29 protein-coding genes are annotated in these 16,741 nt (G+C 65.9%); all 29 read right to left on the bottom strand.

The window, feature by feature from the left end:
• Positions 1 to 46 precede the first annotated feature (46 nt).
• A complete protein-coding gene (locus AC0HS0_RS00505; RefSeq protein ID WP_021755754.1) occupies positions 47 to 1,042 on the bottom strand; it encodes a DNA-directed RNA polymerase subunit alpha in 996 nt (331 codons plus the stop codon).
• Between the two features lie 119 nt (positions 1,043 to 1,161).
• Positions 1,162 to 1,560, bottom strand: coding sequence for a 30S ribosomal protein S11 (rpsK, locus tag AC0HS0_RS00500; protein WP_018191944.1), 399 nt, complete (start codon positions 1,558 to 1,560; stop codon positions 1,162 to 1,164).
• 29 nt (positions 1,561 to 1,589) lie between these two features.
• Entirely contained in the window at positions 1,590 to 1,964 is a 375-nt protein-coding gene (gene rpsM / locus AC0HS0_RS00495; protein ID WP_179605016.1) for a 30S ribosomal protein S13, read from the bottom strand.
• Between the two features lie 157 nt (positions 1,965 to 2,121).
• Entirely contained in the window at positions 2,122 to 2,235 is a 114-nt protein-coding gene (gene rpmJ / locus AC0HS0_RS00490) for a 50S ribosomal protein L36 (RefSeq protein ID WP_011186712.1), read from the bottom strand.
• A 79-nt stretch (positions 2,236 to 2,314) separates the two neighbouring features.
• Positions 2,315 to 2,536, bottom strand: coding sequence for a translation initiation factor IF-1 (gene infA, locus AC0HS0_RS00485; protein ID WP_011186713.1), 222 nt, complete (start codon positions 2,534 to 2,536; stop codon positions 2,315 to 2,317).
• A gap of 169 nt (positions 2,537 to 2,705) precedes the next feature.
• Positions 2,706 to 3,551 (bottom strand): type I methionyl aminopeptidase, encoded by an 846-nt coding sequence (gene map / locus AC0HS0_RS00480; RefSeq protein ID WP_472960898.1) that lies wholly within the window; start codon positions 3,549 to 3,551, stop codon positions 2,706 to 2,708.
• A gap of 5 nt (positions 3,552 to 3,556) precedes the next feature.
• Positions 3,557 to 4,165, bottom strand: coding sequence for an adenylate kinase (locus AC0HS0_RS00475; RefSeq protein WP_472960896.1), 609 nt, complete (start codon positions 4,163 to 4,165; stop codon positions 3,557 to 3,559).
• On the bottom strand, positions 4,162 to 5,484 hold the full coding sequence (gene secY / locus AC0HS0_RS00470; protein ID WP_472962070.1) for a preprotein translocase subunit SecY: 1,323 nt from the start codon (positions 5,482 to 5,484) through the stop codon (positions 4,162 to 4,164). The genes AC0HS0_RS00475 and secY overlap by 4 nt, the downstream gene beginning before the upstream one ends.
• Positions 5,485 to 5,562: 78 nt before the next feature.
• Positions 5,563 to 6,225: a 50S ribosomal protein L15 gene (rplO, locus tag AC0HS0_RS00465; RefSeq protein WP_472960894.1), complete on the bottom strand. Its 663-nt coding sequence runs from the start codon at positions 6,223 to 6,225 to the stop codon at positions 5,563 to 5,565.
• Positions 6,225 to 6,410: a 50S ribosomal protein L30 gene (gene rpmD, locus AC0HS0_RS00460; RefSeq protein WP_055913994.1), complete on the bottom strand. Its 186-nt coding sequence runs from the start codon at positions 6,408 to 6,410 to the stop codon at positions 6,225 to 6,227. The genes rplO and rpmD overlap by 1 nt, the downstream gene beginning before the upstream one ends.
• Positions 6,410 to 7,129: a 30S ribosomal protein S5 gene (gene rpsE / locus AC0HS0_RS00455; RefSeq protein WP_179605009.1), complete on the bottom strand. Its 720-nt coding sequence runs from the start codon at positions 7,127 to 7,129 to the stop codon at positions 6,410 to 6,412. The genes rpmD and rpsE overlap by 1 nt, the downstream gene beginning before the upstream one ends.
• A complete protein-coding gene (rplR, locus tag AC0HS0_RS00450) occupies positions 7,126 to 7,497 on the bottom strand; it encodes a 50S ribosomal protein L18 (protein WP_472960892.1) in 372 nt (123 codons plus the stop codon). Before rplR ends, rpsE begins: the two co-directional genes overlap by 4 nt.
• Positions 7,498 to 7,499: 2 nt before the next feature.
• The gene (rplF, locus tag AC0HS0_RS00445) at positions 7,500 to 8,036 is read right to left on the bottom strand and encodes a 50S ribosomal protein L6 (protein ID WP_431348842.1); all 537 of its coding nucleotides are present in this window, start codon (positions 8,034 to 8,036) and stop codon (positions 7,500 to 7,502) included.
• Positions 8,037 to 8,043: 7 nt separating this feature from the next.
• The gene (rpsH, locus tag AC0HS0_RS00440; RefSeq protein WP_426625139.1) at positions 8,044 to 8,442 is read right to left on the bottom strand and encodes a 30S ribosomal protein S8; all 399 of its coding nucleotides are present in this window, start codon (positions 8,440 to 8,442) and stop codon (positions 8,044 to 8,046) included.
• A gap of 111 nt (positions 8,443 to 8,553) precedes the next feature.
• Positions 8,554 to 9,141, bottom strand: coding sequence for a 50S ribosomal protein L5 (rplE, locus tag AC0HS0_RS00435; RefSeq protein ID WP_472960891.1), 588 nt, complete (start codon positions 9,139 to 9,141; stop codon positions 8,554 to 8,556).
• Positions 9,141 to 9,500 (bottom strand): 50S ribosomal protein L24, encoded by a 360-nt coding sequence (gene rplX, locus AC0HS0_RS00430; protein ID WP_208041274.1) that lies wholly within the window; start codon positions 9,498 to 9,500, stop codon positions 9,141 to 9,143. Before rplX ends, rplE begins: the two co-directional genes overlap by 1 nt.
• Before the next feature lie 3 nt (positions 9,501 to 9,503).
• Positions 9,504 to 9,872, bottom strand: a complete 369-nt coding sequence (rplN, locus tag AC0HS0_RS00425) for a 50S ribosomal protein L14 (RefSeq protein ID WP_018191958.1) — start codon at positions 9,870 to 9,872, stop codon at positions 9,504 to 9,506.
• Positions 9,869 to 10,174: a 30S ribosomal protein S17 gene (rpsQ, locus tag AC0HS0_RS00420; protein WP_055913973.1), complete on the bottom strand. Its 306-nt coding sequence runs from the start codon at positions 10,172 to 10,174 to the stop codon at positions 9,869 to 9,871. The genes rplN and rpsQ overlap by 4 nt, the downstream gene beginning before the upstream one ends.
• Entirely contained in the window at positions 10,174 to 10,506 is a 333-nt protein-coding gene (gene rpmC / locus AC0HS0_RS00415; protein WP_278046607.1) for a 50S ribosomal protein L29, read from the bottom strand. The genes rpsQ and rpmC overlap by 1 nt, the downstream gene beginning before the upstream one ends.
• A complete protein-coding gene (gene rplP / locus AC0HS0_RS00410) occupies positions 10,506 to 10,925 on the bottom strand; it encodes a 50S ribosomal protein L16 (protein ID WP_055894786.1) in 420 nt (139 codons plus the stop codon). The genes rpmC and rplP overlap by 1 nt, the downstream gene beginning before the upstream one ends.
• Positions 10,926 to 10,927: 2 nt before the next feature.
• Positions 10,928 to 11,704, bottom strand: a complete 777-nt coding sequence (rpsC, locus tag AC0HS0_RS00405) for a 30S ribosomal protein S3 (protein WP_179605002.1) — start codon at positions 11,702 to 11,704, stop codon at positions 10,928 to 10,930.
• Positions 11,704 to 12,096 (bottom strand): 50S ribosomal protein L22, encoded by a 393-nt coding sequence (gene rplV / locus AC0HS0_RS00400; RefSeq protein ID WP_179605001.1) that lies wholly within the window; start codon positions 12,094 to 12,096, stop codon positions 11,704 to 11,706. Before rplV ends, rpsC begins: the two co-directional genes overlap by 1 nt.
• A gap of 24 nt (positions 12,097 to 12,120) precedes the next feature.
• Positions 12,121 to 12,402: a 30S ribosomal protein S19 gene (gene rpsS, locus AC0HS0_RS00395; protein WP_018191964.1), complete on the bottom strand. Its 282-nt coding sequence runs from the start codon at positions 12,400 to 12,402 to the stop codon at positions 12,121 to 12,123.
• Between the two features lie 12 nt (positions 12,403 to 12,414).
• On the bottom strand, positions 12,415 to 13,254 hold the full coding sequence (gene rplB, locus AC0HS0_RS00390) for a 50S ribosomal protein L2 (protein ID WP_055913962.1): 840 nt from the start codon (positions 13,252 to 13,254) through the stop codon (positions 12,415 to 12,417).
• A 24-nt stretch (positions 13,255 to 13,278) separates the two neighbouring features.
• The gene (gene rplW, locus AC0HS0_RS00385; RefSeq protein ID WP_179604999.1) at positions 13,279 to 13,578 is read right to left on the bottom strand and encodes a 50S ribosomal protein L23; all 300 of its coding nucleotides are present in this window, start codon (positions 13,576 to 13,578) and stop codon (positions 13,279 to 13,281) included.
• Positions 13,578 to 14,228, bottom strand: coding sequence for a 50S ribosomal protein L4 (rplD, locus tag AC0HS0_RS00380; RefSeq protein WP_472960886.1), 651 nt, complete (start codon positions 14,226 to 14,228; stop codon positions 13,578 to 13,580). The genes rplW and rplD overlap by 1 nt, the downstream gene beginning before the upstream one ends.
• 4 nt (positions 14,229 to 14,232) lie before the next feature.
• On the bottom strand, positions 14,233 to 14,892 hold the full coding sequence (rplC, locus tag AC0HS0_RS00375) for a 50S ribosomal protein L3 (protein ID WP_472960884.1): 660 nt from the start codon (positions 14,890 to 14,892) through the stop codon (positions 14,233 to 14,235).
• Between the two features lie 14 nt (positions 14,893 to 14,906).
• Positions 14,907 to 15,215 carry a 30S ribosomal protein S10 gene (gene rpsJ / locus AC0HS0_RS00370; RefSeq protein ID WP_005050520.1) on the bottom strand — a complete coding sequence of 103 codons (309 nt, stop codon included), beginning with the start codon at positions 15,213 to 15,215 and terminating at the stop codon, positions 14,907 to 14,909.
• A 420-nt stretch (positions 15,216 to 15,635) separates the two neighbouring features.
• Complete coding sequence (locus tag AC0HS0_RS00365) at positions 15,636 to 16,604, bottom strand: hypothetical protein (protein ID WP_472960877.1); 969 nt, start codon at positions 16,602 to 16,604, stop codon at positions 15,636 to 15,638.
• Between the last annotated feature and the right edge of the window lie 137 nt (positions 16,605 to 16,741).

The following is a 16,741-nucleotide window of genomic DNA, read 5'->3' as shown; positions in this document are numbered from 1 at the left end:
CGGTTATCTCCAGTAGTGAAAAGTCGAAGGCTTCGCTGACGCGGCCTCAGATGGTGGACTCGTCTTCTTCGTACCCGCTGTAGAAGTGGGCGCCGTCGAAGCCGGGGACCGAGTCCTTGAGCGACAGACCCATCTCGGTCAGCTTGTCCTTGACCTCATCCACCGACTTCTGACCGAAGTTGCGGATGTTCATGAGCTGCGTCTCGGACAGCGAGACGAGCTCGCTGACCGTGTTGATGCCCTCACGCTTGAGGCAGTTGTACGAGCGCACCGACAGGTCGAGGTCCTCGATCGGCATCGACAGCTCGGAGCTGAGCACCTGGTCGACCGGCGCCGGGCCGATCTCGATGCCCTCGGCGGCGCTGTTGAGCTCGCGGGCCAGACCGAACAGCTCGACGAGCGTGCGGCCTGCCGACGCGATGGCGTCGCGCGGGCTGATCGCCGGCTTGGTCTCGACGTCGACGACGAGGCGGTCGAAGTCCGTGCGCTCACCGGCACGGGTGGCCTCGACGCGGTAGGTGACCTTGAGGACCGGGGAGTAGATCGAGTCGATCGGGATCTGGCCCGCCTCGCTGTACTCGTTGCGGTTCTGCTGGGCCGACACGTAGCCGCGGCCGCGCTCGATGGTCAGCTCGACCTCGAACTTCGCCTTGTCGTTCAGGGTGGCGATGACGAGCTCGGGGTTGTGGATCTCCACGCCCGCCGGAGCCGAGATGTCGGCGGCCGTGACCTGGCCGGCACCCGTCTTGCGCAGGTAGGCGGTGATCGGCTCGTCGTGCTCGCTCGAGACGACCAGTCCCTTGATGTTCAGGATGATCTCGGTGACATCCTCCTTGACACCGGGAACCGTGCTGAACTCGTGCAGCACGCCGTCGATGCGGATGCTGGTGACGGCCGCGCCCGGGATGGACGAGAGCAGGGTGCGGCGCAGCGAGTTTCCGAGGGTGTAGCCGAAGCCCGGCTCGAGCGGCTCGATGACGAACCGCGAACGGAACTCGGAGATGTTCTCTTCGGTGAGCGTAGGACGCTGTGCAATGAGCACTGTTGATTCCTTTCGGCTGAGTGTCCGCTATATGACACTCGCGTGAGTGAGGTGGGGTTCGTCACGCCGTCAGGCGGCGGCCCGATGAGGACCGCCGCCTGGGCGGACGTGGAAGAGAACTAGACGCGACGACGCTTCGGCGGGCGGCAACCGTTGTGCGCCTGCGGGGTGACGTCGTTGATCGAGCCCACCTCGAGGCCGGCGGCCTGCAGCGAGCGGATCGCGGTCTCGCGGCCCGAACCCGGACCCTTGACGAAGACGTCGACCTTCTTCATCCCGTGCTCCTGCGCCTGGCGGGCGGCCGACTCGGCGGCCAGCTGAGCGGCGAACGGGGTGGACTTGCGCGAGCCCTTGAAGCCAACTCCACCAGAGGACGCCCACGAGATGACCGCACCGGTGGTGTCGGTGATCGAGACGATGGTGTTGTTGAAGGTGCTCTTGATGTGGGCCTGGCCCACAGCGATGTTCTTCTTTTCCTTCTTGCGCGGCTTGCGAGCGGCCGACTTGGGTGCTGCCATTTTCTTTCTCCTTCAGTCCTGTAGTCGGCCTAGCGAGCCTTCTTCTTACCGGCGACGGTCCGCTTCGGGCCCTTGCGGGTACGCGCGTTCGTCTTGGTTCGCTGGCCGCGGACCGGGAGGCCCTTGCGGTGGCGGATGCCCTCGTAGCTACCGATCTCGACCTTGCGGCGGATGTCGGCGGCGACCTCGCGGCGGAGGTCGCCCTCGACCTTGAAGTTGCCTTCGATGAAGTCGCGCAGTGCGACGAGCTGGTCGTCGGTCAGGTCCTTGACGCGGATGTCGCCGGAGATCCCGGTCTCGCGAAGGGTCTGGAGCGCACGCGTGCGCCCGACGCCGTAGATGTAGGTGAGTGCGACCTCCACGCGCTTCTCGCGCGGGATGTCGACGCCTGCTAGACGTGCCATGGTGTGGCTTCTCCTGTTGATGAGTGGAGGTCTTCAGCGGTCCCGGTGCCCCGGCCTCCTCCGAGGGTGTCCCCCGCGCCCATCCTGGATGGACGCGGGTTCTGGGATCGCTTCGCCTTATTTATTTGTAAGTACTGTCAGTTGGGCGTTGCTGCGATCAGCCCTGGCGCTGCTTGTGGCGCGGGTTCTCGCAGATGACCATGACCCGGCCGTTGCGACGGATGACCTTGCACTTGTCGCAGATCTTCTTCACGGAGGGGTTGACCTTCATTGTGCTGTTACCTTTGTTCGCTGTCCTCGTACCTCGCCAGGGGCTACCCGGTGGCGTGGCCGTTACTTACAGCAACCCGTTACTTGTAGCGGTAGACGATCCGGCCGCGGGTCAGATCGTAGGGGCTCAGCTCCACGATCACGCGGTCCTCGGGGAGGATGCGGATGTAGTGCTGGCGCATCTTGCCGGAGATATGGGCAAGAACCTTGTGACCGTTGGTGAGCTCGACGCGGAACATCGCGTTGGGGAGCGCCTCGATCACAGATCCTTCGATCTCGATGACACCGTCTTTTTTGGCCATAGCCTCACTGTCGCTAGTCGTAGTGGTTTGCTGGTCGTGCGTTTACACCGGCGATAGGCATGCATCGAGCACGCCTAAGACACCAAGGATCAATCTTATGGGATGCCGAGCCATTTCGCCAATTCTGGGCTATCATCTGCGCCCGCTGTGAGCGAACAGCGGTGAGCGCTCACGGGATCGGGGTCGGCGTGATACCGAAGGGTGCGAGCCCTGCCGCTCCCCCGTCGACCGCGGTCAGCACCCAGATGCCGCCCGCGTGTACGGCGACGCTGTGCTCCCAGTGCGCGGCGGCGGAGCCGTCCTCGGTCGCGACCGTCCAGCCGTCGTCCTTCACATAGGTGTCCTGGTCGCCCAGAACCACCATCGGCTCGATCGCGACCACCAGGCCGGGGCGGACCTCCGGGCCCTTCGAGCGCACACGGTAGTTGAACACCGGCGGCTCCTCGTGCATCCGACGCCCGATCCCGTGACCGATGTAGTCGGTGAGGATGTCGTAGTCGCCCTGCGAGAGGATGTGGTCCTCGATCGCCTCGCCGACCTCGTTGAGGTGGCGGGCGGTCGCGAGACGGGCGATACCGTGCCAGAGCGATTGCTCGGTCACGTCGGAGAGCTTCTGCCGCTCGGCCACCCGCTCCGGATGGGCGGGGTCGGGCAGGACGAACGAGCGCGCAGCGTCGCCGTTCCAGCCGGCGCCGTCGGCGCCCGTGACGATCGCGCCGCTGTCGATCGACACGATGTCACCGGGCAGCAGGATGCGAGACCCCGGGATGCCATGGACGACCTCGTCGTTCACCGACGCGCAGATGGTGTGATGGTAACCCGCCTCGAGCTTGAAGTTCGAACGGCCGCCCGCCCGCTCGATCGCCGCCTCGGCGATCTCGTCGAGCTGAAGCGTGGACATGCCCGCGGACACGGCCTCCGCCACGGCGTCCAGAGACGCCGCGGTCGCTCGCCCGGGCGCGACCATCTGGCGCAACTGGGCGGGCGTCTTGTAGATCGTCCGCTTGAAGGCCACGGTCGTTACGCGACGGGCTCGTCGGCCCCGGCGAGGGGGTGGATGCCGCGCTCGGCGAGAGCCGAACGGATGCGGGCCGCCACATCGTCCACAGCCCCGAGGCCGTCGACCTCGACCAGCAGACCGCGATCGCGGTACACGTCGATGAGCGGAGACGTCTCGCGCACGTAGACCTCCTGGCGGTGCCGGATGGCTTCCTCGGAGTCGTCGGCGCGACCCTGCTCCTGTGCGCGCTTCGTGAGCCGGGCCACGATCTCGTCCTGGTCGGCGACCAGCTGGATCACCGCAGCGAGCTCCTGGCCGTGCGAGGCGAGCATCTCGTCGAGGTACGTCACCTGGTCGAGCGTGCGGGGGTAACCGTCGAGCAGAAAGCCGCCCTGGGCGTCTTCCTCGGCCAGACGGTCGGTGACCAGCTTGTTGGTCAGGCTGTCCGGCACGTAGTCGCCTGCATCGACGATCGCCTTGACCTCTTTGCCGAGCGGAGTCTCGTTCTTGATGTTCGCCCGGAAGATGTCGCCCGTGGAGATGTCGGGGATCCCGTACGCGGTGGTGATGCGGGAGGCCTGAGTGCCCTTGCCCGCCCCGGGAGGTCCGACGATCAACATACGGGTCAACGCAGAAGCCCTTCGTAGTGACGCTGCTGGAGCTGCGAGTCGATCTGCTTGACCGTCTCCAGTCCGACACCGACGATGATGAGGATGGACGTGCCGCCGAACATGAAGTTCTGACTGGCGCCGAGCAACGCGAAGGCGACCAAGGGGATCAGCGCGATGATACCGAGGTAGATCGAGCCCGGCAGTGTCACGCGCGTCAGGACGTAGTCGAGGTACTCCGCCGTCGGGCGACCGGCGCGGATGCCGGGGATGAAGCCACCGTACTTCTTCATGTTGTCCGCGACTTCCTCGGGGTTGAACGTGATGGCCACGTAGAAGTACGTGAAGCCGACGATCAGGAGGAAGTACAGGAGCATGTAGAGCGGGTGGTCGCCCTTGGTCAGATAGTTCGTGATCCAGGTCACCCAGGGCGCGGGGGCCTTGCCCGCGGCCGGCTGGTTGAACTGCGCGATCAGAGCAGGCAGGTACAGCAGCGAGGACGCGAAGATGACCGGCACGACACCCGCCATGTTCACCTTGATCGGGATGTACGTGTTGTTGCCGCCGTACGTGCGGCGACCGACCATTCGTTTGGCGTACTGCACCGGGATGCGACGTTGCGACTGCTCGACGAACACGACGGCGGCCACGATCAGCAGTCCGATGGCGATGACGACCAGCATGATCTCGATGCTCTGCGACTGGCCGATGGCCCAGAGCGAGCTCGGGAACTGCGCCGCGATCGAGGTGAAGATCAGGAGGGACATGCCGTTGCCGATGCCGCGCTCGGTGACGAGCTCGCCCATCCACATGATGAGGCCGGTGCCGGCGGTCATCGTGATGACCATGAGCATGATGGCGTACCAGGAGTCGTCCGTGATCAGCTGCGTGCACTGCGAGACGGCCGTGGTGCCGAAGAGGGCGCCCGAACGGGCGACGGTGATGAGGGTCGTCGACTGGAGGACGCCCAGCGCGATCGTGAGATAGCGCGTGTACTGCGTGAGCTTCGCCTGGCCCGCCTGGCCCTCTTTGTAGAGGGTCTCGAAACGCGGGATGACCACGCGGAGGAGCTGCACGATGATCGACGCGGTGATGTACGGCATGATGCCGAGTGCGAAGATCGAGAGCTTGAGGAGTGCGCCGCCGGAGAACAGGTTGACCAGCGAGTAGAGGCCGGACGTGTCCTGGTTGGCGTTCAGACAGGTCTGCACGTTGCCGAAGTCGACGAACGGCGCGGGGATGAAGGAGCCCAGCCGGAACAGGGCGATGATCCCCAGCGTGAAGAAGATCTTCCGGCGGAGGTCCGGGGTGCGGAAGATCCGCGCGACGGCGCTAAACAAAAGTGCGTCCTGCTTTCCTGTAAGAGTCAGTCGGGTGACCGGTTGCCCGGCCACCCGACTGCGCTGCTTTACGGGCGGCTACTTGACGGAGCCACCAGCGGCGACGATCTTCTGCTCGGCAGAGCCGGAGACCTTGTCGACCGCAACGTTCAGCTTAACCGCAATGTCACCGTTACCGAGAACCTTGACCTTCTCGTTCTTGCGAACGGCGCCCTTGGCGACGAGGTCGGCGATGGTGACATCGCCACCGGCCGGGTACAGCTCGGCCAGCTTCTCGAGGTTGACCACCTGGTACTCGACGCGGAACGGGTTCTTGAACCCGCGCAGCTTCGGGGAGCGCATGTGGAAAGGCAGCTGACCACCCTGGAAGCCCGGGCGGACCTGGTAGCGGGCCTTGGTGCCCTTCGTGCCACGGCCCGCGGTCTTGCCCTTGGAACCCTCACCGCGTCCGACGCGGGTCCGGTCCTTCTTGGCGCCCGCGGCGGGACGGAGGTGGTGCACCTTCAGGACCTGCTCGCGGGGCTCCGCGACGTCCTTCTTGGCCGAGGACTTCTTCGCCGGGGCGGCGACGGTCTCGTCCTTCGTTGAAGCGGCGGCCTTGTCGGCAGCGGCCTTCGCCGGAGCCTTCTTGGCCGGAGCCTTCTTCTCGGCGGCCGGCTTGTCGGCGGCAGCCTTCGAGGCGGGCTTCTTGGCGGCGGCCGGCTTGTCGGCAACCTCAGTAGTGGGCTTGTCGTCAGCCATTAGTCGATCTCCTCAACCTTCACCAGGTGAGCGACGGTCTTGACGTACCCGCGGTTCTGCGAGTTGTCGTCGCGGACGACGACGTCACCGATCCGCTTCAGTCCCAGACTGCGCAGCGTGTCGCGCTGGTACTGCTTCTCGCTCACTTTCGACTTGATCTGCGTGATCTTCAGGCGCGCGGCCATCAGGCACCTACCTTCTCTGCCTTCTTGGCGGCAGCAGCGGCCTCGGCCGCCTCGGCCTCGGCACGCAGCAGGCGCGCAGGCGCGACCTGGTCGTAGTCGAGACCACGGCGAGCTGCGACGGCGCGGGGCTCCTCGAGCTGCTGCAGCGCCTCGACGGTCGCGTGCACGATGTTGATCGTGTTGGACGAGCCGAGCGACTTGCTCAGCACGTCGTGGATACCGGCGCACTCCAGGACGGCGCGCACCGGACCACCGGCGATGACACCGGTACCGGCGGCAGCCGGACGCAGGAGGACGACGCCGGCGGCGGCCTCACCCTGCACCGGGTGCGGGATGGTGTTTCCGACGCGCGGGACGCGGAAGAAGTTCTTCTTCGCCTCCTCGACGCCCTTCGAGATCGCCAGCGGCACCTCGCGGGCCTTGCCGTAGCCGACGCCCACCAGGCCGTTGCCGTCACCGACGACCACGAGAGCGGTGAAGCTGAAGCGACGACCACCCTTCACGACCTTGGAGACGCGGTTGATGGTGACGACGCGCTCCAGGAACTGGCTCTTGTCGGCGTCACGGCTGCCGCGATCGCGGTTGGGGTTGCGCTCCCGGCCACCGCGGCGCGGCTCGCGCTCACGGTTGTTGTCGGTCGACGCAGCGGTCTCGACCGGCTGCGCGGTCTCCGTTACCTCAGCGGCCACGGTCTGCTCCTTGTTGTTCTCGTCGCTCACAGGTTCAGCCCACCTTCACGAGCGCCTTCGGCGACGGCCGCAACGCGACCGGCGTACTTGCTGCCGCCACGGTCGAAGACCACGGCCTCGACGCCGGCGCTCTTCGCGCGCTCGGCGACCAGCTCACCGACCTTGCGGGCCTTGGCGGTCTTGTCGCCGTCGAAGCTGCGGAGGTCGGCCTCCATGGTCGACGCGGAGGCCACGGTGTGACCCTGGGCGTCGTCGACGACCTGCACGAAGACGTGACGGGCCGACCGGGTGACGACCAGGCGCGGACGAAGCGCGGTGCCCTCGATCTTCTTGCGAAGTCGGGTGTGACGACGGTCGCGAGCGGCCGCCTTGCTCTTTCCTCTGGTACCCAGAGCCATGATTACTTACCAGCCTTTCCGGCCTTGCGACGAACGACCTCGCCGGCGTAACGCACGCCCTTGCCCTTGTACGGCTCGGGCTTGCGGATCTTGCGGATGTTCGCGGCGACCTCGCCCACAGCCTGCTTGTCGATCCCGCTCACGGTGACCTTGTTGTTGCCCTCCACCGTGAAGGTGATGCCGGCCGGCGGCTCGACGTTGACCGGGTGCGAGAAGCCGAGTGCGAACTCGACGCCCGCGCCCTTCTGTGCGACGCGGTAACCGGTGCCGACGATCTCCAGGCCCTTCGAATAGCCCTGGGTGACGCCGATGATGTTGTTGTTGATGAGCGTGCGGGTGAGGCCGTGGAGCGAACGCGATGCGCGCTCGTCGTCCGGACGGGTGACCAGGACCTGGCCCTCCTCCAGCTTCGCCTCGATCGGGCTCGCGACGGTGAGCGTGAGCTCGCCCTTCGGGCCCTTGACAGTGACGGTCTGGCCGTCGATCTTCACATCGACCCCAGCGGGGATGTCGATGGGCAGTCTTCCAATACGCGACATGGCAGGGTCACCACACGTAGGCGAGGACTTCCCCACCCACGCCCTTCTTCTCAGCCTGGCGGTCCGTGAGGAGCCCCGAGGAGGTGGACAGGATGGCGACACCGAGGCCGCCGAGGACCTTGGGGAGCTCCGTGGACTTCGCGTAGACGCGGAGGCCGGGCTTGGAGACGCGCTTGATGCCGGCGATGGAGCGCTCACGGTTCGGACCGAACTTGAGGTTGAGCGTCAGGGTCTGTCCGACACGGGCGTCCGAGACCTCCCAGCCGGAGATGTAGCCCTCAGAGGTGAGGATCTCGGCGATGTGGGCCTTGAGCTTGGAGTGCGGCATCGACACGGTGTCGTGGTGCGCCGAGTTCGCGTTGCGCAGTCTGGTCAGCATGTCTGCGACCGGATCTGTCATCGTCATTGCGGTTTTCCTTTGTTCACCAGGTTTCGTTCAGCCGTTACACGACTGACGACCTGTGGTGGAAGTGGGCCGGCCGGGTGGCCGGCCCACAAAGAGACAAGACTACTAGGTTCAGTTGGTCGTCTCGTTCGAACGGAACGGGAAGCCGAGCTGCTTGAGCAGCGCGCGGCCCTCGTCGTCGTTCTTGGCGGTGGTCACGACCGTGATGTCCATACCGCGGACACGGTCGATCCGGTCCTGGTTGATCTCGTGGAACATCGACTGCTCCGTGAGACCGAAGGTGTAGTTGCCGTTGCCGTCGAACTGCTTGTCGCTCAGGCCGCGGAAGTCCCGGATACGGGGCAGCGCGAGCGAGAGCAGGCGGTCGAGGAACTCCCACATGCGGTCGCCTCGCAGCGTGACGTGTGCGCCGATCGGCTGACCCTCGCGCAGCTTGAACTGCGCGATGGACTTGCGGGCCTTGGTGACCTGCGGCTTCTGGCCGGTGATCAGGGTGAGGTCGTTGACGGCCCCGTCGATCACCTTGCCGTCACGAGCAGCCTCGCCGACACCCATGTTGACCACGATCTTCACGAGACCGGGCACCTGGTGCACGTTCGTGAAGCCGAAGTCGTCCTTGAGCTGGGCCGAGATCTCGGTCTTGTACTTCTGCTTCAGGCGAGGCTGGATTTTGCCAGCACTCGTTGCAGTGTCCGTCATTACAGGTCCTTACCAGACTTCTTGGCGTAACGAACGCGGACCGTCTTGGTGACGCCGTCCTTCGTAACGGTCTCGTTGCGGAAGCCGACGCGGGTCGGCTTCTTGGTCTCGGGGTCGACGAGCGCCACGTTGGACACGTGGATCGGAGCCTCGTGCGTCTCGATACCGCCGGTCTTCGTGCCACGCTGCGTCTGGCCGACGCGCACGTGCTTGGTCACGAAGTTGACGCCCTCGACGATCACGCGGTTCTTCTCGACGAGGACCTCGATGACGCGACCCTGCTTGCCACGGTCGCCACCGCGGGCCTGCGAACGGCCCGAGATGACCTGGACCAGGTCGCCCTTCTTGATGTTCGCCATGGGTTACAGCACCTCCGGGGCCAGCGAGATGATCTTCATGAACTTCTTGTCGCGAAGCTCACGGCCGACCGGGCCGAAGATACGGGTGCCACGGGGGTCACCGTCGTTCTTCAGGATCACGGCGGCGTTCTCGTCGAACTTGATGTAGGAGCCGTCCGGGCGGCGGGTGTTCTTCCGCACGCGCACGACGACGGCCTTGACGACATCGCCCTTCTTGACGTTGCCGCCGGGGATCGCGTCCTTGACCGTGGCGACGATCACGTCACCGAGGCCGGCGTAACGACGGCTCGAGCCGCCGAGGACGCGGATGGCGAGAAGCTCCTTGGCGCCGGTGTTGTCGGCGACCTTGAGTCGGGATTCCTGCTGAATCACTTGGCCTTCTCCAGAATCTCAACCAGGCGCCACCGCTTGGAGGCGCTCAGCGGACGGGTCTCGTTGATGAGAACGAGGTCGCCGATGCCGGCGGTGTTGTTCTCATCGTGCGCCTTCACCTTGGAGGTGCGGCGGAGGACCTTGCCGTACAGGGGGTGCTTCACGCGGTCCTCGACCTCGACGACGATGGTCTTGTCCATCTTGTCGCTGACGACGTACCCGCGACGGGCCTTGCGGTAACCACGGACGATGGCCTCGTCGGCCGCCGACTCCGCGGCCGCAGCCTTGGTGGTCTCAGCCATTACTTGGCCTCCTCAGTCTCGGTCTCGGCGACCTCGGCGGCCTCGGGGGCCTCCTTCTTCGCCTTGCTCTTCTTCTCTGCCTTGGCAGGCGCCACCTCGGCCGGAGCCGGGGTCGCCCGGATCCCGAGCTCGCGCTCACGGATCACGGTGTAGATACGAGCGATGTCGCGCTTGACCGCACGCAGGCGGCCGTGGCTCTCGAGCTGACCGGTGGCCGACTGGAAGCGCAGGTTGAACAGCTCTTCCTTGGCCTTCTTCAGCTCGTCGATCAGACGCTCGTCTTCAAAGGTGTCGAGCTCGCTGGGAGCGAGCTCCTTGGTGCCGATCGCCATTACGCGTCGCCCTCCTCGCGCTTGATGATGCGTGCCTTGAGGGGCAGCTTGTGGATTGCACGGGTCATGGCCTCGCGAGCGAGTTCCTCGGAGACGCCGGAGACCTCGAAGAGGACCCGACCCGGCTTGACGTTGGCGACCCACCACTCGGGGGAACCCTTACCGGAACCCATTCGGGTCTCGGCGGGCTTCTTCGTGAGCGGACGGTCCGGGTAGATGTTGATCCACACCTTGCCGCCGCGCTTGATGTGACGCGTCATGGCGATACGAGCGGACTCGATCTGACGGTTGGTCACATAAGCGGGGGTCAGGGCCTGGATTCCGAACTCGCCGAACGAGACCTTCGTGCCACCGGTCGCCTGGCCGCTACGGCCGGGGTGGTGCTGCTTGCGGTGCTTGACTCTGCGTGGGATCAACATGGTTATGCCTCAACTCCTGCTGCGGCCGGCGCGGACTCGGCGGCGGGAGCGTTGCCCCGGCCACCGCCGCGACGCGGACGGTCACGGTCGTTGCGCTCGCGCGACGGCTTCTGGTTGGCCTGCTCGCGGGCAAGCTCCTTGTTCGTGATGTCGCCCTTGTAGATCCACACCTTGACACCGATGCGACCGAAGGTGGTCTTGGCCTCGTAGAAGCCGTAGTCGATGTTGGCGCGAAGCGTGTGCAGCGGCACACGGCCCTCGCGGTAGAACTCCGAGCGGCTCATCTCGGCGCCGCCGAGACGGCCGGACACCTGGATGCGGACACCCTTGGCACCGGCGCGCTGAGCGCCCTGCAGGCCCTTGCGCATCGCGCGTCGGAACGCCACGCGGGCAGCGAGCTGCTCGGCGATGCCCTGCGCGACGAGCTGGGCGTCTGCCTCGGGGTTCTTGACCTCGAGGATGTTCAGCTGGATCTGCTTGCCCGAGAGCTTCTCGAGGTCGGCGCGGATGCGCTCGGCCTCGGCGCCACGACGACCGATCACGATGCCCGGGCGGGCGGTGTGGATGTCGACGCGGACGCGGTCGCGGGTGCGCTCGATCTCGATGCGGGACACTCCCGCGCGGTCGAGCGACGTCTTCAGCAGCGTGCGGATCTTGACGTCCTCAGCGAGGTAGTCGCTGTAACGCTGACCCTTCTTCGTGCTGTCGGAGAACCAGCGCGACACGTGGTCGGTGGTGATTCCCAGACGGAAGCCGTACGGGTTGACTTTCTGACCCATTAGTTGCTCGCCTTCTTCGTAGCCTTGGCGTCCTGAACCTCATCCGGCGTCGCGAGGACGATCGTGATGTGGCTGGTGCGCTTATTGATGCGGAAGGCTCGGCCCTGTGCACGCGGCTGGAACCGCTTGAGGGTCGTACCCTCGTCCACGAAGGCGCGGCTCACGTACAGGTCCTGCTCGTCCAGGTAGGTGTTGCTCTGGTCGGCCTTGACGCGCGCGTTGGCGATCGCCGAGGCGACGAGCTTGTAGACCGGCTCGCTCGCGCTCTGCGGGGCGAACTTCAGGATGGCCAGAGCCTCCTGGGCCTGCTTGCCGCGGATCAGGTTGACGACGCGGCGGGCCTTCATGGGGGTGACGCGGATGTGACGCACGCGTGCGATCGACTCCACCATTTCTCTCCTCCTTACGCCACCGCGTTAGCGGCGGCGACCCTTCTTGTCGTCCTTCACGTGACCACGGAAGGTGCGGGTGGGCGCGAACTCGCCCAGCTTGTGACCGACCATGGTCTCGGTGACGAACACCGGGATGTGCTTGCGACCGTCGTGCACCGCGATGGTGTGACCCAGCATGGCCGGGACGATCATCGAGCGGCGCGACCAGGTCTTGATCACGTTCTTGCTGTTGGCCTCGTTCGCGGCGACCACCTTGCGAAACAGGTGCTCGTCGACGAAGGGGCCCTTCTTGAGACTGCGTGGCATCTTCTCGAACTCCTACTTACGCTTCTTGCCGGCGTTACGGCGGCGGACGATGAGCTTGTCGCTTTCCTTGTTGGGGTGGCGCGTACGGCCTTCCTTCTGACCCCACGGGCTGACCGGGTGACGACCACCGGATGTCTTGCCCTCACCACCACCGTGCGGGTGGTCGATCGGGTTCATCGCGACACCGCGGACAGTCGGGCGGACGCCCTTCCAGCGCATGCGGCCGGCCTTGCCCCAGTTGATGTTCGACTGCTCGGCGTTGCCGACCTCGCCGATCGTCGCGCGGCAGCGCGCGTCGACGTTGCGGACCTCGCCCGAGGGGAGGCGCAGCTGGGCGTACGGGCCGTCCTTCGCGACGAGACGCACCGAGGCGCCGGCGGAACGCGCCAGCTTGGCGCCTCCACCCGGCTTCAGCTCGATGGCGTGCACGACGGTACCGGTCGGGATGTTGCGCAGCGGCAGGTTGTTGCCGGGCTTGATGTCCGAGCCGGCGCCCGACTCGACCACGTCGCCCTGCTTCAGCCCGGCCGGAGCCAGGATGTAGCGCTTGGTGCCGTCCACGAAGTGGAGCAGCGCGATGCGCGCGGTGCGGTTGGGGTCGTACTCGATGTGCGCGACCTTGGCGTTGACGCCGTCCTTGTCGTTGCGACGGAAGTCGATCACGCGGTACTGGCGCTTGTGGCCACCACCGATGTGACGGGTCGTGATGCGGCCCTGGTTGTTGCGGCCACCGGTCTTCGACAGCGGACGGAGAAGGGACTTCTCCGGCGTCGAACGGGTGATCTCGGCGAAGTCGGCGACCGAGGAGCCGCGACGACCGGGGGTCGTGGGCTTGTAATTACGAATAGCCATGTCTGTTTTCCTCTAGTCCTTCGCTCAGCCGACGGCCGTGAAGATGTCGATGGAACCGGACTTCAGCGTGACGATGGCACGCTTCGTGTCCTTGCGCTTGCCGGTGCCGAACTTGGTGCGGCGGGTCTTGCCCTGACGGTTCAGGGTGTTCACCGACGCGACCTCGACCTTGAAGATCGACTCGATGGCGAGCTTGATCTCGGTCTTGTTCGAGCGGGTGTCGACGAGGAAGGTGTACTTGCCTTCGTCGATCAGGCCGTAGCTCTTCTCGGAGACGACCGGAGCGATGATGATGTCGCGCGGGTCCTTGTTGACGGCGGCCATCAGGCAGACACCTCTTCCTTCTTGGACTTGGACTCGATGAAGCCCTCGAGGGCGGCCTGCGAGAAGACGATGTCGTCGCTCACCAGGACGTCGTAGGCGTTCAGCTGGTCGTAGGTCAGCACGTGCACGGACGGGACGTTGCGCACGCTCTTGAAGGCCAGCTCGTCGTCGCGCTCGAGCACGACGAGGACGTGCCGGGAGGTCGCGACACCCGAGAGCAGGTCGACGACGGCCTTGGTCGAGGGGGCCTCGCCTGCGGTGAACGCCTGCACGGCGTGGATGCGGCTGCCGCGGGCGCGGTCCGAGAGAGCGCCGAGCAGGGCAGCGGCGATCATCTTCTTCGGGGTGCGCTGCGAGTAGTCGCGCGGGGTCGGTCCGTGGACGATGCCACCACCGGTCATCTGAGGGGCGCGGATCGAGCCCTGACGAGCGCGGCCGGTTCCCTTCTGCTTGAACGGCTTGCGACCGGCACCGGAGACCTCACCACGGTTCTTCGTCTTGTGGGTGCCCTGACGCGCGGCGGCGAGCTGGGCGGTGACGACCTGGTGGATCAGCGGAATGTTGGTCTGAACGTCGAACAGGGAGTCGGGAAGCTCAACGGAGCCGGCCTTCTTGCCCTTGAGGTCGACGACGTCAATCGAGGTAGCCATTTACTTAGGCCCCCTTCACTGCGTTGCGGACGAAAACGATGCGGCCACGAGCGCCGGGAACGGCACCCTTGACGAGCAGCAGGCCCTTCTCGGCGTCGACGGCCTGGACCTTGAGGTTCAGGACGGTCACGCGCTCGCCACCCATGCGACCGGCCATGCGCATGCCCTTGAAGACACGGCTCGGGGTCGAGGAGGCACCGATGGAACCCGGCTTGCGGTGGTTGCGGTGCGCACCGTGCGAAGCGGAGACACCCTGGAAGTTGTGGCGCTTCATGACACCGGCGAAGCCCTTGCCCTTGGAGGTGCCGACGACGTCGACCAGCTGGCCGGCCTCGAAGGTGGCGTCCACGGTGAGCTCCTGCCCGGCCGAGTACTCGGCGGCGTCGGCGGTGCGGACCTCGGTGAGGTGACGGCGCGGCGTGACGCCCGCCTTGTCGAAGTGGCCGGCGGCCGGCTTGTTCACCTTGCGCGGGTCGATCTGGCCGTACGCGATCTGGACGGCGTTGTAGCCGTCGACCTCGGGGGTGCGGACCTGGGTCACGACGTTCGGAGTGATCTCGATGACGGTCACGGGGATGAGCTTGTTGTTCTCGTCCCAGACCTGGGTCATGCCGAGCTTCTTGCCCAGGAGGCCCTTGGAGGTCTTGGTGTCGATGTTGGACATAGCGGCACTCCCCCTTAGAGCTTGATCTCGATGTTGACGTCGGCGGGCAGGTCGAGACGCATGAGCGAGTCGACGGCCTTCGGCGTCGGGTCGATGATGTCGATCAGCCGCTTGTGCGTGCGCATCTCGAAGTGCTCGCGGCTGTCCTTGTACTTGTGGGGCGAACGGATGACGCACACCACGTTCTTCTCGGTGGGAAGCGGCACCGGGCCGACGACGGTCGCGCCGGCACGGGTCACCGTGTCGACGATCTTGCGCGCCGAGGTGTCGATGACCTCGTGGTCATACGACTTAAGCCGAATGCGGATCTTCTGTCCCGCCATGTCTGACTCTCTCTCTTGTTATGGCGTCGTACGAGACGGTTCTCACGAACCGTTCCTCGCATTGGACGCAGTGCGACGTACGCGTGGGGAACGCCACTATTCTTCTGTCAACTCACGCACCGCCCTGAGCACAGACCTGTGGCCTGTTTCTCGAGGATGTCGATTGTGAGCATGTCCTGCTACCTGCGGCCTAACCCCACGACCGCCGGTCCGAAGACTCCCGCGGTGGGTTATGCACTGCCTGGCAGTGATCCGTTCGGAGCGCACGTGAACGCGCTCGTTCCGAAATGTTGAACTAGACAAGTTTGCCAGATGCGCGGCAATGCTGCAACCCGGGCGTGTCGCGCCTCCCGTGAACGCGTCTGCACCCCCTCGGTACGTGTGCGCGTGCTCGCGCAGGCGCACACGCATCGCACGTCGTCAAACATGTGATCGTGAGGGCAGGATACCGGCGTCGACCAGCGCGCGCGCGAGTCTTCGGGGGTCGGATGCGACATCCCATCGCCAGCGCACGACGCGGAGGCCGAGCGCTCGGAGCCGGTCCTCCCGGACCTTCTCGTCGAGCACCACCTGCTGCGCCGAGCGGGCTCCCCTGACGCTCTCGTCGAGGTACTTGGCGTCGCCGTCGGCCTCCCCGACCACGCCATGGTCAGGCCAGGCGAAGTCCACGTATCCGATGAGCCCGTCGCGGTCGAAGTACGGAGCCTGGAGGTCAGGGCACGGGAAGCCGGCGGAGCGCATCGCGACCCGGCTGATGGATTCCAACGGCGAGTCCGCACGACCGTCAGCGAACTCCACCACCTCTCGAGCGCGCTGATGCCCACGGAACGGCAGCGCGCGGTCCCAGGCAGCGTGGAGGGCGTCCCGATCCGGCTCGCTGCCGGTCGTGCCTCTGCGTGGAATGCCCGCACGCAGCAGGTGGTCGGCCATCGCGACGGCGGCCGGTGCCGGAGCGACGGCCGCGATGTCCACGATGGTGCGCGCCGCCGACGTGACCCGAAGCCCGTCGAGCTCGACGATGTCTGCCGACGGCACTCTCGTCGAGTGGGCGCGCACCTCAGAGCCCGAACGGCCTCCACGCGTCCGGCCCACAGTGATGTGCACGACATCGGGCAGTGGGCCGACGATCGGCAGCCTGTGCCAGATGGCGGCGGACCAGTGCGAGAAGACCGGGGAGACCTCGCGCGTGCGCGCGAACGCCGCCATCCGGGTGCGGTGTCGCGCGAGGTCGTCGAGCGACTGCCAGGCGGCACGGTCGACGTAGGCGCCTCGACCGATGCGCACCTCGCTGCCGCGCACCGCGGCACGAGCGTGCTGGTGGCGGGTGTTCGAGCGATCTCTCAACTCGCTGACGATGGTGACTTCGGGAACCGCACGGTCGATGAACATGCACCCAGATCTACCTGCGCGCTCACCCGTGCCCGGACACCAGCCGCGTTCTGTGGATACCGCGCCAGCGCCGCCCACCCTGTGGAGGCTTCCCACGCGCCGAGCGAGTGCGCCCCGCTGGTACGTGTGCGCCTGCT

The organism is Leifsonia sp. PARNA 1/14 (genome assembly GCF_055720965.1).
This window is presented reverse-complemented; position numbering and strand designations above follow the sequence as displayed.

Bases quoted from the DNA above. Each gene is read 5' to 3' on its own strand.
- rpsJ (WP_005050520.1), bottom strand. From the start codon at position 15,215: ATGGCGGGACAGAAGATCCGCATTCGGCTTAAGTCGTATGACCACGAG.
- rplR (WP_472960892.1), bottom strand. From the start codon at position 7,497: ATGGCTCTGGGTACCAGAGGAAAGAGCAAGGCGGCCGCTCGCGACCGT.
- rpsK (WP_018191944.1), bottom strand. From the start codon at position 1,560: ATGGCAGCACCCAAGTCGGCCGCTCGCAAGCCGCGCAAGAAGGAAAAG.
- rplD (WP_472960886.1), bottom strand. From the start codon at position 14,228: ATGGCTACCTCGATTGACGTCGTCGACCTCAAGGGCAAGAAGGCCGGC.
- rpsC (WP_179605002.1), bottom strand. From the start codon at position 11,704: ATGGGTCAGAAAGTCAACCCGTACGGCTTCCGTCTGGGAATCACCACC.
- rplC (WP_472960884.1), bottom strand. From the start codon at position 14,892: ATGTCCAACATCGACACCAAGACCTCCAAGGGCCTCCTGGGCAAGAAG.
- rpsM (WP_179605016.1), bottom strand. From the start codon at position 1,964: ATGGCACGTCTAGCAGGCGTCGACATCCCGCGCGAGAAGCGCGTGGAG.
- rplB (WP_055913962.1), bottom strand. From the start codon at position 13,254: ATGGCTATTCGTAATTACAAGCCCACGACCCCCGGTCGTCGCGGCTCC.
- infA (WP_011186713.1), bottom strand. From the start codon at position 2,536: ATGGCCAAAAAAGACGGTGTCATCGAGATCGAAGGATCTGTGATCGAG.
- rpmJ (WP_011186712.1), bottom strand. From the start codon at position 2,235: ATGAAGGTCAACCCCTCCGTGAAGAAGATCTGCGACAAGTGCAAGGTC.
- rplW (WP_179604999.1), bottom strand. From the start codon at position 13,578: ATGGCCGCCGTCAACAAGGACCCGCGCGACATCATCATCGCTCCGGTC.
- rplO (WP_472960894.1), bottom strand. From the start codon at position 6,225: ATGGCTGACGACAAGCCCACTACTGAGGTTGCCGACAAGCCGGCCGCC.
- rpmC (WP_278046607.1), bottom strand. From the start codon at position 10,506: ATGGCGATCGGCACCAAGGAGCTCGCTCCCAGCGAGCTCGACACCTTT.
- rpmD (WP_055913994.1), bottom strand. From the start codon at position 6,410: ATGGCCGCGCGCCTGAAGATCACGCAGATCAAGTCGAAAGTGAGCGAG.
- rpsQ (WP_055913973.1), bottom strand. From the start codon at position 10,174: ATGGCTGAGACCACCAAGGCTGCGGCCGCGGAGTCGGCGGCCGACGAG.
- rpsH (WP_426625139.1), bottom strand. From the start codon at position 8,442: ATGACGATGACAGATCCGGTCGCAGACATGCTGACCAGACTGCGCAAC.
- rplV (WP_179605001.1), bottom strand. From the start codon at position 12,096: ATGGTGGAGTCGATCGCACGCGTGCGTCACATCCGCGTCACCCCCATG.
- rpsS (WP_018191964.1), bottom strand. From the start codon at position 12,402: ATGCCACGCAGTCTCAAGAAGGGCCCCTTCGTCGACGAGCACCTGTTT.
- rplF (WP_431348842.1), bottom strand. From the start codon at position 8,036: ATGTCGCGTATTGGAAGACTGCCCATCGACATCCCCGCTGGGGTCGAT.
- rplX (WP_208041274.1), bottom strand. From the start codon at position 9,500: ATGGCGAACATCAAGAAGGGCGACCTGGTCCAGGTCATCTCGGGCCGT.
- rplP (WP_055894786.1), bottom strand. From the start codon at position 10,925: ATGTTGATCCCACGCAGAGTCAAGCACCGCAAGCAGCACCACCCCGGC.
- rplE (WP_472960891.1), bottom strand. From the start codon at position 9,141: ATGACGGACACTGCAACGAGTGCTGGCAAAATCCAGCCTCGCCTGAAG.
- AC0HS0_RS00365 (WP_472960877.1), bottom strand. From the start codon at position 16,604: ATGTTCATCGACCGTGCGGTTCCCGAAGTCACCATCGTCAGCGAGTTG.